This window comes from Paenibacillus sp. GM1FR (genome assembly GCF_002803315.1).
Lineage (GTDB): Bacteria > Bacillota > Bacilli > Paenibacillales > Paenibacillaceae > Paenibacillus > Paenibacillus amylolyticus.
The window spans coordinates 60,650-74,228 of record NZ_MKZL01000033.1; the positions used below are offsets into that span (position 1 = coordinate 60,650).

Annotated in this window: 11 protein-coding genes; 10 read left to right on the top strand and 1 reads right to left on the bottom strand. The window is 46.0% G+C overall.

The window, feature by feature from the left end:
• Nucleotides 1-134: 134 nt before the first annotated feature.
• The 10 genes from PAEAM_RS20470 to bglB all read left to right on the top strand — a co-directional run bounded on the left by PAEAM_RS20470 (nucleotide 135) and on the right by bglB (nucleotide 11,219).
• On the top strand, nucleotides 135-1,322 hold the full coding sequence (locus PAEAM_RS20470) for a glycoside hydrolase family 5 protein (RefSeq protein WP_100528775.1): 1,188 nt from the start codon (nucleotides 135-137) through the stop codon (nucleotides 1,320-1,322).
• A 204-nt stretch (nucleotides 1,323-1,526) separates the two neighbouring features.
• Nucleotides 1,527-2,066: a GNAT family N-acetyltransferase gene (locus PAEAM_RS20475; RefSeq protein ID WP_100528776.1), complete on the top strand. Its 540-nt coding sequence runs from the start codon at nucleotides 1,527-1,529 to the stop codon at nucleotides 2,064-2,066.
• Nucleotides 2,067-2,231: 165 nt separating this feature from the next.
• Nucleotides 2,232-2,507: a hypothetical protein gene (locus PAEAM_RS20480; protein WP_036670517.1), complete on the top strand. Its 276-nt coding sequence runs from the start codon at nucleotides 2,232-2,234 to the stop codon at nucleotides 2,505-2,507.
• Between the two features lie 11 nt (nucleotides 2,508-2,518).
• Nucleotides 2,519-3,319: a phosphotransferase gene (locus PAEAM_RS20485; RefSeq protein ID WP_347707895.1), complete on the top strand. Its 801-nt coding sequence runs from the start codon at nucleotides 2,519-2,521 to the stop codon at nucleotides 3,317-3,319.
• Between the two features lie 236 nt (nucleotides 3,320-3,555).
• On the top strand, nucleotides 3,556-4,437 hold the full coding sequence (locus tag PAEAM_RS20490) for an AraC family transcriptional regulator (RefSeq protein WP_036609061.1): 882 nt from the start codon (nucleotides 3,556-3,558) through the stop codon (nucleotides 4,435-4,437).
• A 22-nt stretch (nucleotides 4,438-4,459) separates the two neighbouring features.
• Complete coding sequence (locus PAEAM_RS20495; protein WP_074094690.1) at nucleotides 4,460-5,731, top strand: ABC transporter substrate-binding protein; 1,272 nt, start codon at nucleotides 4,460-4,462, stop codon at nucleotides 5,729-5,731.
• A gap of 91 nt (nucleotides 5,732-5,822) precedes the next feature.
• Complete coding sequence (locus PAEAM_RS20500; RefSeq protein WP_074094691.1) at nucleotides 5,823-6,728, top strand: carbohydrate ABC transporter permease; 906 nt, start codon at nucleotides 5,823-5,825, stop codon at nucleotides 6,726-6,728.
• On the top strand, nucleotides 6,728-7,552 hold the full coding sequence (locus PAEAM_RS20505; protein ID WP_036609056.1) for a carbohydrate ABC transporter permease: 825 nt from the start codon (nucleotides 6,728-6,730) through the stop codon (nucleotides 7,550-7,552). Before PAEAM_RS20500 ends, PAEAM_RS20505 begins: the two co-directional genes overlap by 1 nt.
• A 53-nt stretch (nucleotides 7,553-7,605) precedes the next feature.
• Entirely contained in the window at nucleotides 7,606-10,113 is a 2,508-nt protein-coding gene (locus tag PAEAM_RS20510; RefSeq protein WP_243391416.1) for a hypothetical protein, read from the top strand.
• A gap of 35 nt (nucleotides 10,114-10,148) precedes the next feature.
• Entirely contained in the window at nucleotides 10,149-11,219 is a 1,071-nt protein-coding gene (gene bglB / locus PAEAM_RS20515) for a beta-galactosidase BglB (RefSeq protein WP_100528779.1), read from the top strand.
• 59 nt (nucleotides 11,220-11,278) lie between these two features.
• Here the strand turns inward: bglB and PAEAM_RS20520 are convergent, their stop codons facing one another.
• Entirely contained in the window at nucleotides 11,279-13,528 is a 2,250-nt protein-coding gene (locus PAEAM_RS20520) for an FAD-dependent oxidoreductase (protein WP_100528780.1), read from the bottom strand.
• Between the last annotated feature and the right edge of the window lie 51 nt (nucleotides 13,529-13,579).

The following is a 13,579-nucleotide window of genomic DNA, read 5'->3' on the forward strand; positions in this document are numbered from 1 at the left end:
TGTTGGTGGTGAACGAAGAATTTATTTGTTTGATCGATAGAGAGAGGAGGCACGTATTCTCGAATCATTCAATCTGTATGGATAGATTAACTGCACTGCTTGTTAAAAATAATAGAATAAGCGGAGGTATGGTTATGTTCAAAAAATGGAAGAAATTTGGCATCAGCAGCTTGGCACTGGTATTAGTGGCTGCGGTAGCCTTTACGGGATGGAGCGCTAAAGCATCAGCAGCGGACGCTTCGCAAATCGTGTCTGAGATGGGTGCAGGATGGAATCTCGGCAATCAGCTGGAAGCATCGGTGAACGGTACACCGAATGAGACAGCTTGGGGCAATCCTACGGTAACTCCAGAGTTAATCAAAAAGGTAAAAGCGGCAGGCTTCAAATCCATTCGTATTCCCGTTTCCTATTTGAGTAACATTGGAAGCGCTCCCAATTATACAATCAATGCGGCATGGCTGAATCGAATTCAGCAAGTTGTGGATTATGCGTACAATGAAGGTCTGTATGTGATCATCAATATTCATGGTGATGGGTATAATTCCGTACAGGGTGGATGGCTGCTCGTGAATGGTGGCAATCAGACTGCCATTAAGGAAAAATATAAAAAGGTGTGGCAGCAGGTTGCCACCAAGTTTAGCAACTACAATGACCGTCTTATTTTCGAATCCATGAACGAAGTATTTGATGGTAACTATGGCAATCCAAACTCGGCGTATTACGCCAATCTGAACGCATACAATCAAATCTTCGTGGATACGGTTCGTCAGACTGGAGGTAACAACAATGCCAGATGGTTGCTGATTCCAGGCTGGAATACCAATATTGACTACACTGTTGGTAATTATGGCTTTGCTCTTCCGACAGATAATTACAGATCCTCGGCTATTCCTAGTTCGCAGAAGAGAATCATGATCTCGGCACATTATTACTCTCCGTGGGATTTTGCAGGTGAGGAAAACGGTAATATCACACAGTGGGGTGCAACTTCTACGAATCCTGCCAAGAAGTCTACTTGGGGCCAAGAGGATTATCTTGAATCGCAGTTCAAGTCCATGTACGACAAATTTGTGACTCAGGGCTATCCTGTAGTGATTGGTGAGTTCGGTTCTATTGATAAAACGTCCTACGATTCCAGCAACAATGTATATCGTGCTGCATACGCAAATGCAGTTACCGCAAAAGCTAAAAAATACAAAATGGTTCCTGTTTATTGGGATAACGGGCATAACGGTCAACATGGATTCGCATTGTTTAACCGTTCAAACAAAACCGTGACGCAGCAAAATATCATTAATGCCATCATGCAAGGTATGCAATAAATTACTGTCTGGCTGTATCCGTGTAAACGGCGTGTTCCTGTAAAAGGGACATGCCGTTTTTTTGTGCTACCGGAGATGAAGATGAACAACATTTACCAATGCATTTTACATAAGCCACATACAGAATTCATTAAATCCCACAATAGCTTTTATATACTTAATTTGCTTGATATAGCGAACTAAAAGGACTAGGTGGTAGACAGAATGTTAAAAAAACGTGATTTGCAGGAATGCCATTCACTGTACAGCTTAATGATGGACCCCGCAGTTTCTCCTTACGTTCGTTATGCATGCCAATCGTATGAAGAATATCTATTCCTGACCAAACAATTGATGGTCGAAGAAGAGCAAAAGACAGTGATTTCCCGAACGATTTTGAGTGAAACAGGGCAGCCTATTGGAACCATTGATCTATATCATATTGAGCATCAAACTGGTTTTTTAGCCACATGGATTGGTTCACCGTTTTTTGGAAATGGGTATAGCCAAAAAGCCAAATCAGCCTTTTTTGTTGAATTGTTTCTGGAACATGGGATTGAAACGGTATTTATGAAGATACGCAAGCAGAATATAAGATCCAGAAAAGCAGTACAAAAACTGCCTTATGTGAAGTTAGCCAATGATGTGTATCCAAATGTATATCAACGGATTAATTTGAATGAACAGATGTATGATCTGTATTATGTTGAACGGTCAGCCTTTTTCGAAAATAGTATGGATCTGCACCAAGTGGTAGCAACGTAACTTATACAGAGAGCGTCAACAGCGGCGTCAGTGATGACGCCGCTATTTGATATGATGATATAGAACGGACCGTGAATATAACATGCAGGAATATAGACTAGAGAATCGAAAGACATTAAGTAGATAACCTCATAAAAAGTGGACGGTTAATCAAGGAGGCATGAAATGAATAATATCAACAAGATTTTGGGTGTAGTCCTCATGCTTGGCAGTGTGTTTATTTCAACGATGGAGAGAATTTCAATCCGAGTCTCTGTCGCTATAGTAGAAGCAGGATATGCGTCAGGAGGGACGAACGTACCCCAGTTTGCTCAGATGAACGAGCATCCAACAGGTTTACTCGTATACTTCATGTTTTTTGTTGGATTCATACTATTGGTGGCGGGATTCCCCGGGAGTTATAAGAAAAATCGTAATCATGGGTATAGCAAGGAAGTTTAGCTTGAGGAGGGATGAAAGTGGCCCAACAGGAGGAAGTGTTATCGGGAGGTAATGTGAATCAGGTCGTCAGAATAGGTGAGACGGTTCGACGGCATACGAAACCAAATCCATATGTGGTTGAACTGCTTTTACATCTCGAAAAAGTTGGTTATGATCAAGCTCCTCGATTTCTGGGAATAGATGAACAGGGGAGAGAAACGCTCTCTTACCTCGAAGGCATCGTTCCAGGCAATGACTACCCTGATCTAGAAGAGTATATGTGGTCAGACGAATCTTTGATTGAAGTCGCAAAACTGTTGAGAAGTTACCATGATGCGACCGTTGGATTTACAACAACATCAGTTTCAACGAACAGATATCCAGGCATAACAGAAGATGAAGTTGTATGTCATAACGATTTTGCGCCGTATAATGTGGTGTACAAGGATGGCCGTCCTCAAGGCATTATTGATTTTGATATGGCGGGTCCGGGTCCGCGAATGTGGGATATCGCCTATGTCTTGTATACATCCGTTCCACTCGCAGATTTCTCACCAGAGGTGGATGGAACAGGTGTAATGCCATACACCAGTCAGGCGCACGGAACTGTTCGAAAAGAACGGATTGCCTTATTCATGGCAACGTACGGGCTGAGTGTTCCAGCAGATTTGAAGGATTGGGTCATATCCCGTATCCGTTTCATGTGTAAAACACTGACTGATCGTGCGGCTGATGGAGATGTCGCTTTTATGAAGATGGTCGAAGAGGGTCATCTGGCCCACTATGAGAAAGAAGTCATTTTTCTTGAAAACCATTGGGATGAATGGGTTTGAAAGGTAATGCTAATGGACCGCGTGATAGCCTACGGGCTGGACAGCGGTTTTTTTGTTTCCATCTTCGAATCCCTATGAATTCCATTCTAATCATTTTCAACAATTGTGATCAACAATACAGCAATATAGTTCAGATTAGATCGAAATAACTGTGATACAATTCATTGTAAAGCGCTATCATTGTAAATTATTAAACTATATTGCTTTTTATATTCTGGGAAGGGAGATCTTTACTGATGCTAACCATACACACCCCGACGAATATTGCTTTGCAGGAAAATGAAGTTTATGTGCGATCAGAAGCAGATAATTTTCAGGATGAATGGCCTGTTCATACGCATAATGGGTATGAGATACATTATTTTATTCAAGGAGATGCAACCTTTTTAATCGGTGACCGAATATATAAGCCGCTGCCTGGAGATATGTTTATATTCAGAGGCGGTGTGCCCCACCGAATCAATCCTTCAAGAGAAATGGTGTACAAGCGAAGTTTTGTCAATTTCACGGAATTATTGCTTTTGGACATGCTTGCTGTCAGTCAGTTAGAGAATCTGATGTCCATATTCCGTCATCCCAATGGGTTATTGGTGCATTGGCCTCCGGAGGAGCGTGAGTATATCACAGCTATATTTAAGGGAATCAAGGAGGAGATGGGGGCAGGAAATACAGGGTACAAAACAATGGTCAAATTAAGTCTTACCCAATTGCTACTGCGGATTTACCGGAAAACAACTAGTGAGCAATCCGCCAATCCTATCTTATGTTCTTCCCAGAAGCAGACAAGCGTAAGCCGGGTTCTTCATTATTTAAACCAGAACTATACGGAGAATGTTTCATTGGATGAACTGTCCAAAACACTCCATTTGAATAAATACTACATTTGTCATTCTTTCAAAGAGACAACGGGATATACCATAAGCAACTATGTTATACGGAAAAGAGTTGCAGAGGCCAAAAAATTGTTGCTGTCTACGGATGCACCGATTTTGTCCATATCTGAGACGTTAGGTTTTAACACACCTGTATATTTTAGCAGGGCGTTTAAACAATATGTGGGTGTATCACCACAGTTATTCCGTAAAAGTGAATTGCTCAACGAAGCCAAAATTCATTAGACCCTTCCGAGGAGATGTTGATATGACAAAAAGAACAACGTTTAAGCTCATCACTAGCATGGTATTGGTCATGTTACTCATCGTATTGACTGCTTGCGGAAATTCAGGTACCAATGCTAATCCAAAACAAACAACCCTGGATTTCCTGTGGTTCTCTGACGGAAAAGAAGGAGAAGTCATCAAGGAAATCATTAAAGAGTATGAGCAGACCAATACCAAGGTTAAAATCAACCTGATTGAAGTTGGCTTCAAGGATATCCAAACCAAATTAAAAACAATGTTATCCGGTGGAAAGCCACCTGCCCTGAGCCGGGTCACGGATACCGGATCATTTGCTAATCAGGCGGTTGATCTGACACCTTACGTGGACAATGCGGACCAATTCGAGGATCAATTTATTGACTCACTTAAACCTTATTATGTTATTAATGACAAGCTGGTAGCGGCGCCTATGGATGTTACAGCGAATGGGCTTATTTATAACAAAACCTTATTTGATAAAGCTGGTGTCAAAGTACCGACCTCTCCTGACCAGGTATGGACGTGGGATGAATACACAGCTGCGTTAAAAGAGGTTATGGACAAAGGCGGAGCACGTTATGGCATGGTATGGGATGTCACACCGCATAGATGGTCCACTCTTTTGTATCAGAATGGCGGAAGCATCTTAACAGAGGATGGCACTGCAGCAGCGATTAACAGTGAAGCCGGAATCCGTAGCATGGAGCAGTTCAAGCAGCTTCATCAAGAAGGGATCATGCCCGAATCCGTATGGCTCGGAGGGGAAAATCCGAACAACCTGTTCCGTTCCGGGACGGTGGCTACTCACTGGGCTGGCAACTGGATGATCAGCAATTACAAGGATATCACCGATTTTGAATGGGGAGTCACCTATATGCCAAAAGGAACACAACGTTCTTCAGTGCCAGGCGGGAAGTTTCTGATGGCATTCAAAGGCAGCGGATATGAGCAGGAGGCGGCAGAATTTATTGAATACTTAACGTCCAAAGAAGTGAATTCAAAATATAACCAGGAATCATTGTTTATGAGTCCGCGCAAGGACAGCTCTGTATTGAATTATGAATTCGGCAAGGAAATGTTTGAAATTTTCGCGGATGAACTGAAGAACAGTTCGCCTCTTGCAGCTAATGACTGGTCCAGACAGACGATTATATCCAAAATTTCAACGGACCTGAAAAATAATATTGTTGAGGTTTTATCCGATAAGGCAACTCCGCAGGAGGCATTGGATCGAACAGCCAAGCTGATTAACGAGGCTATTGGCAGTCAATAAACGTAAAGCGCTTTGGTTAATTCGTATACGGGGGCTTACCGATTCCTGTGAAGCCTCCCTTTCGAATAACGCATAAGGAAGGGGCAAGCAGATGAGTGAAGGACAACGATTAAACAAAAATACGCTGGCAAAACAGAACAGGAAGCTCGTTATTGCTCCTTATCTGTTTATACTTCCCAACCTCCTGATCTTTGGAACTTTTATCGTATTTCCCTCTTTATTGGGCCTCTATTATTCCTTCCATGTCTATGATGGATTGAACCCAATGAAATTCAACGGGCTGGATAATTATATCAAAATTATAGGGGATCGGGAATTTTGGTCGACCATCGGACGAACGGGGATTTATGCAGCAATTGTTGTCCCGCTAATATATGCAGCAGCGTTAGGCATTGCTTTGCTGCTTGCGCGCGAGATTAGAATGCGCGGGTTCTTCAGGGCCGTATTTTACTGGCCGACCATGATTTCTTACATTATCGTTGGATTGACCTGGAAGTGGATTTTCGGAGATTCATTTGGCATTTTGAATCATCTGTTAACCGTGGTTGGTGTGGAACCTGTCGGCTTTTTAACCTCTTCCTTTTGGGCAAATACGGCTGTAATCATCGCGACAGTATGGTCACGTGCAGGCTTTTTTATGGTCATTTTTATCGCGGGTTTGCAGGCTATACCTACGGATTATTATGAGGCTGCCCGCTTGGACGGGGCAACGGGAATAAAGGTGTTTCGCTATATCACGCTCCCGCTTTTGAAGCCCACAAGCTTGCTTGTTGTTATGCTGACTCTGATTGACGCGTTCAAAGCATTTCCACTTATGTTTGCGCTTACAGGTGGTGGTCCGGGCAAAGATACTACCTATATTGTTCAATATATTTATGAAATTGGTTTTAACAGACAGGAGCTCGGTCTGGCCAGTGCCATGTCGGTGATACTGTTTATCCTTATTGGTGGATTCTCGGCTCTGCAATTCCGTCTATCGAAAGGAGGGGCTACGTAATGGTAATGAAGCCTATGGTCAAAATCTTCATCTACAGTCTGTTAAGTGTTGCCGCAGTGGTGTGGCTCCTGCCTGTCCTGTGGGTCGTGATTTCTTCTCTAAAAACGAATAGCGATCTGTACAGCTTCCCTCCCAAGTTATGGCCGCAGCCAATCACCTTCGAGCATTTCAAGGAGGCATTCAGTAAAGGCGATTTTGGCTTGTATTTTATGAATAGTACGATCGTAACTGTAAGCTCAACGCTGCTACTGTTATTGATTAACTCCATGGCAGGTTTTGCATTGGCGAAATATCGCTTCCGCGGAAGCGCGATCATATTAATTGCTTTTGTCTCAACACTCATGATTCCGATTGAGGTAATTATGATCCCTATATTCAAAGTGCTGAGTGCACTGGGGTTGTATAATAGCCTACTCGCGATTATTATCCCGCCAGCAGCAACCCCAACAGGTGTGTTCCTTATGCGGCAGTATTTGTTGTCCGTACCGGACGAGCTGTTGGAAGCTGCCCGGATGGATGGAGCGGGCGAATGGAAAATTTACTGGAGCATTATTCTTCCGATAGCGAAGCCGATTCTTGCGGTGCTTGCAATCTTCTCCTTCATGTGGAGATGGGATGATTTTGTATGGCCATTAATTGCGATTAGTGATCCATCGAAATATACGATTCAGCTTGCGCTCTCTAATTTTATTGGTGAATACAACGTGGATTGGGGAAGTTTGCTTGCGATGTCCGTCATCACGATGCTTCCGGTACTGATTGTTTTTATGGTTTTCCAGCGGTATTTTGTCAGCGGTATGATTACTTCAGGAATGAAAGGATGAGTTGAATGTCAGATACCACCCGGAGTGGGATGGATACCTTGAATTATAAACCTATGAAATTAGGTCACAATCAGGTCATTAATCATTGGATGATCAGCGGCATATATACAAAGCCTGTTGCCTTTGTTCCAACAACGATGGAGGGAGATATTAATGATTGGCTAATCGACGGTTTTGCCATTCATGAGAATCCATGCAGAAAGGAATTTGTAGAACATAGGAGAACGCAGCCTGTGAACCGATTTTTTGATCAATGGAGCGAGTTTCCTAGCCCGGGAGACGATTTCGTTGGAGAAGAGAACGGAATGCCTTGGGCACTGTATTCACCTTGGAATAATCCACGGGTGGAGCAATCAGGATTTTGGTTTGTACCGACACATCTGCGCAGTTACGCGGCGACAAGACTCATTTCTCCGACTGCTCATACCGCCTCTTTGCGGATTAAGACCTATGGCAGTCTGACGTTGTGGGTGAATGGGGAAATGGTAACGGACTTTGCACCACTCACGCGTAACAAGGAGCAGGAAATCGTTATTAAAGCTGAACTTGTAGCTGGAATCAATGAGATCTATGCCTGCTGGGAGGATCTGGCTGAGCGGGATACGATGTATGCTTTCGCGGTGGAATACCTGGGAGACGAAGAATTGGTGATTTCCCTGCCTATTGCTCCTCATTTGGCGGAGTCTGTAAAATCCGCAGAGGAAGCCCTCGAACAGGCTTATTTTCCTTCGGATCTCTTCAGAGGTGAGCAGATTAAGCTCAAGCTGCCGCTTCCCTTGCCGGACATCGTTAGAGAGGTTGATATTCAGTATGGTAATTTTTTTGATGGCACCGAAAATAAGACGATACACATCGCCGAAAAGGAAACGGACCTGGTCCTGGCACATACGAATCAACTCGGTCATCATTACGTATATTTCACGCTGGCCATTTCAGTTTCAAATATTGTACTAACCAAGAAGTTTGGCTGCCAATCCTATGATACCAGCTATGATGAGGCAGCTCAGCAAGCTGCGGATATTGAAGCCCGCAAATCCTTGGCTCTGCGATGCATTGCCGAGAAGGGCAGTCCCAATATTCATAAGGCCATCGCCATGTTGAAAACAGGAGGCAATCTGCAAGAAGCGGAGAACATTTTGCTTGAGGGCGTGGAAGGGATTGAGCAACGGAAGGATTGCAGTGACTTCTATCTGGTGGGACTGTTCCGTCTTTGGAGAGATGAGCGAAATAGCGGTCTGTTCAGTGAATCGTTCTGGGATCGGGTAAAAGCAAGCATTCTGGGCTATCGATATTGGATAGATGAACCTGGCGATGATGTGATGTGGTTCTTCAGTGAGAACCATGCCTTGTTGTTCCATACCAATGAACTGTTAGCCGGACAGCTGTTTGGGGATGAAATGTTCAGCAACAGTGGTGAATCCGGTGAAGTACACCGTCAAAAAGCAGAGCAGAGGCTTGCATTATGGTTTGAGCGCTTTTTGGATGAAGGATTGGCAGAATGGAATTCAAGTGCATACATTCCGATTGATGCGGTTGGGCTATTGCATATCTATGAATTTGCCCATAATGAACAGCTCAGACAGCAAGCCAAAAAGGCAATGGACCTGTTATTCTATTATATTACTGTTCAGATGCATCAAGGAGTCTTGTCCACAACGTTTGGGCGCAGCTATGAGAAGGAACTGCTGGGTGGTTATGCAGCAGGAACCACTTCAATGTGCTGGATCGCTTATGGCGTTGGCAATGTAAACAATTATTCAATAAGCAATGTTGCCTTGAGTTTATCCGATTACAGTCCTCCAGCAGAATATCAGGAGCATCTGTTGCTCGGGGACAATCAGCAGTTGGTGTTCGCCAATCAGCAGGGCAAGGGAGGTTATGCCAAGCTCTATCATTGTCGGACCAGGGAATACTCCTTATCCTCAATCATTCGCTTTCGTCCAGGCAAGCCAGGTTATCAGGAGCATGTCCAGCATTTATCTCTGTCACCTGAGGCGCTGATTTGGGTGAATCATCCGGCAGAAATATACAAGCATGGGGATGGTCGACCTTGCTTCTGGGCTGGGAATGGGATATTGCCCGATGTTGTTCAGCATGAGGGGATCGCTTTGATGATGTTTGATATTCCTGCGGATCACAATTCTGACTGGACACATGCTTATTTTCCTACTCACTCCTTCACGGAATGGGTAAGGCATGAGAACTGGCACTTTGCCCGTTTGGATAAGGGTTATGCAGCTATATATGCGGCCAACGGGACGAGTATGGAGAGCAGCGGGGTGACAAGAAAACGTGAGCTTATTTCACCTGGCTTGCGTAACGCCTGGATTATAAGAGCAGGAAGCGAACAGCAATTCGGGTCATTTGACGCTTTTATCAACCAAGTTCGTTCTGCAAGCCCGCAATTCGATAATCAAGCTTTAACTCTCACTCTAACAGACCCGGTATATGGTCCAATTCAATGGGGAATGAACAAGCCTTTTCTTATTAAAGAAGAGGAAATTATACACGAAGGTTATGGAGTGAAGGGACAACTGAAGTTACTGGACATGGAGCGCTGAATCGTGTGTAAGAAACCAAGGGAGTGATAACCAACATGCTGAATCAAATGGTGCTACAGGAGAGAATAAGCAAGGTATCCCAAGCGATGGAGTCTATGAAAAACACAAGCATCAATGAACAGTTTCCCATCGGACTAATCGACATACATCTATGGGAATGGCCGCAAGGTGTCGGTCTGTATGGCTTGCTTCAGCTCCATGAGGCAACGAAAGATCCCAAAGTGCTAGAATTTCTGGAATCATGGTATAATGCAAGGCTGATGGAAGGGTTACCGGAAAAAAATGTGAACACCTGCGCTCCGCTCCTTACTTTGATCTCATTATGCGAGCTGACCGGAAACAAGGAGTACGAACAGGTCTGTGAGGAGTGGAGCAGTTGGATCATGGATGGACTGCTGCGAACCGGAGATGGTGCGTTTCAACATATGATCACGGGAGATGCCAATGATGGTCAAATTCTGATTGATACCCTGTTTATGACGGTGCTATTTTTGGCCAAGGCAGGGGTATACTTCAAGAAACCCGACATGGTGGAAGAAGCCAAACGACAGTTCCTTGTGCATATCAAATATCTATATAACAAGAAAACCGGATTGTTCTATCATGGCTGGGATTTCAATGAAAATCATAACTATGGTGCTGTTCATTGGGGAAGAGGCAATGCATGGTATACGGCGGGAGTTATGGATTTCCTGAATATCATTCCGATCGAAGACGGGCTAAAGGCATATCTGTTGGATACAGCAACCGCTCAAGTCAGAGCACTGAGCAAGCTTCAAGGTGAGGATGGCATGTGGCACACTGTGCTGGATGATCCAACCTCTTACAAAGAAACCTCGGCAACAGCAGCGATTGGATACGGCATTCTCAAGGGAATTCGGTATGGATACCTGGATGAATCCTATCGCGAGAATGGCTTGAGTGCGCTTGAAGCGGTGTTGAAACAAATTGATGATAACGGCGTTGTACAGCAGGTGTCCTATGGTACACCTGTGGGGCAGGATGCTCAGTTTTATAAAGATATAGCGATCAGTCCGATGGGTTATGGACAAGCACTTACGTTGTTTATTCTGATTGAGGGCTTGCGGGTTCCAACCGCCGACTAGAATAAGGTGGACTTTGTGTGGAGGATGGGGGATACAGTTTCCTGTATCCTCCTTTTTGTTTAGTAAGCTCGAATCTCGATTAATTCGGCATATCTGCTGCCATTTGTGGCATCAATTATGATTCTCAGAGCCTGAGCTGACACAGGGACATCCAGGGAATGAATAACTTTTCTTTTGTGATTTTCTTGCACACTTGCGACTTGTGTCCATTCGCCAGCCGGAGTCAGTACCTCCACGTGATAATCACGCACCAGCTCAGGCATTACACGGAATGTTGTGTGATGGTGATGTAGATTAACCAGATCCTCGTTTACATCATCATTAAACGTCAAGTGCAACTCAGCCAAGGTTTGTGGCTCTTCCCATGTCAGTTGCACCCATTCAGGATTGCCAGACTGCATCGGCTGCGACATCCACTGTTGCGGCCCACCGTATGGGCGATGATAACCGTTGATCGTGTTGTCCGATGAATAGGCCGAAGTCTCAGAGAGGGTACGACAGCAGAATGGCTGACGCGCCAACCCCTGCATGGACCATAATACGACAGGCTGATCCGTGGCATGATCCTCCAGATTTTTGGACACGTGGTTTTCTTCTGTTTTGAAGAAGATTAGCACCCCGCTGTGTGCTTCTGTCGAATGGTAGAGTGAGACTGCTTTATTGGAGCGGATGATTATAAAAGCATTCTGCGGTTCTTCCGGTCGCCATTCGAGCGGAAGCTTCACCCACTGCGCGGTTCCCGCCGTCACGTTAACGGTCGCCGTAACTTGTAACGAATGCGGGACGTAGTTCTCCTTACGCCCCGTATCCCACAGCTCTACCGTCAGCGCGGTATCGCTGGATGCATCCAGCAGCAGCTCCAGGCCGCTGAGCACTGGATGCACAGGCAGCAGCAGGGCAACATCCGTACCCAGCGGGTACCTCTCGCCAGGCTGCTCAAGAGCGATGCCCGTCAGCGTGCTGGAGGCTGTAACCTGGGCACGCCGGGCCAGATCCAGCTCATCGTGGCTGCGCACCCCGATGATGGAAGCGTCCTGCCGCAGCAACGTCTGCTGCAGCACCGCCAAATGCCTCGCGTGCAGCTCGCGCGGCGATACCCCCATGGACGCGCAGAGCGCCGCGCCCGTACCCGCGGCTTCGCCGATGACCGCGCATGTTGCCATGACGCGCGTTGTGCCGAAGGCGACATGTGATGCACTGATGTCGCGCCCGGCCATGAGCATATTCCGCACATTCGCGGAATACAGCGAGCGGAACGGCACGTGATATACGCCATCGGCATGCATATGCTTCGAGCCACTCGCTTCGGCGTACATGCCCTGCGGGGGATGCAGGTCAATGGACCAGCCGCCAAAGGCAACGGCATCCGGGAACTCCCGCTGGCTGATAATATCGTTCTGGGTGAGCACATAGTCACCCGTGAAGCGGCGGTACTCCCTTTTGCCAGGCAGCGAACCAATCCACTCCAGCGTCATATGATCTGCATCAAACTTGCCGGAGTTCTTGATATAGTCCCAGATCCCGTAGATCACGGACCACAGTTCATCACGGATCTGCTCATTGTCATGAACGGTGTCATGTTCACCGCCCCATTCAATCCACCAGTAATGACAACCGGAATCCCCGCTGCGAATGACCCGGCGAATCGGAATGCTGGTCTGTGTAATATCCTTGGCAAAAGAAGGCGGAATATAACGGACAGGCGCACCAGCATCCTTGGTATAAAAGAGGAGTGTACTGCCCAGCGTGATCTGATCAGCCACCTCTGGTGCCCACTCTTCGCCATATTCGCTGCGGGCTTCCCGGCCGAGTGCAAACTTGGCTCCAGCCAGAAAGCCTACCAATCCATCACCCGTACAGTCCAGATAGATCTGACTTTCGAATCGGATTTTGCGCTCAGAACCCATCATCCAGCCAGTGACAGAGGTGATCTTTCGTTCATCCCCATCGCCAGTAGCCTCGACTTCATGTACATCCGTGTTCAGGAACAGGCTGATGTTGGATTCAGCTCGAACGGCTTCCAGAATGATTAAGTCCCAGAGATACGGGTTGCCCTCTGGATTACGATACTGATTCTCTACAAATAGTTCTCCCATAATACCCGTCTCGCGGGCATAGCGGTTAATTCCGTGGGCGGTGGCACCGCACACCCAGACCCGAACCTCGCTGCTGGAATTGCCGCCAAGCACGGGGCGGTTATGCACCAGCGCCACCTGCTGCCCCATGCGGGCAGCGGCTATCGCGGCGCATACACCAGCAAGTCCTCCGCCGATGACGGTGATGTCGTATTGTACATGTTCTTGTTTCATATCTGTGACCTCCTTAACTGAAGTTAGATCCACCTTGACTCCAACTACATA